The organism is Roseburia faecis, assembly GCF_001406815.1.
Classification (GTDB): Bacteria; Bacillota; Clostridia; order Lachnospirales; family Lachnospiraceae; genus Roseburia; species Roseburia faecis.
In genome coordinates this window covers 1-405 of record NZ_CVRR01000095.1, presented here as the reverse complement: position 1 = coordinate 405, position 405 = coordinate 1, and the positions used below count along the sequence as shown (strand labels likewise).

The following is a 405-nucleotide window of genomic DNA, read 5'->3' as shown; positions in this document are numbered from 1 at the left end:
CAAATGTAGCAAAAGAAGGCGTTTTCATGCCATCAAGAAGATACATGTAACGAATGTCATTACGGCAGAGCTTTTCTATTTCCCGTAAGGAGCAGATGCCATTTTCCATAAAGGCAAAAAGTATTACTTTAAGGAGTTTTTGAACATCACATCTTGGGCGACCTGTTTTATAGCCTTTCTCTACAAAATATCTGGATAGGTCAATGTGATCCATAACCTCACAAAAAGTGTATACCGGATCGGAAATATCGATCAATTTTTCGATTTCTAATGGTAATTTCAGCTGACGCATAGTATAATTACCATTGGTATTGTTATTTAGTAGCATAATTAATTATACCAAAAAATCGCTCAGACCTCACGGTCTGGGCGATTTTTCTGTCAGGGGAGTTTTTTTACAGCCCC

1 protein-coding gene is annotated in these 405 nt (G+C 37.3%); it reads right to left on the bottom strand.

Annotation, left to right across the window (positions count from 1 at the left end; all coding sequences use genetic code 11):
• Positions 1-328: transposase (locus M72_RS16130; protein ID WP_055068923.1), on the bottom strand; the 328-nt coding region annotated here is incomplete at its 3' end.
• Positions 329-405: the final 77 nt, after the last annotated feature.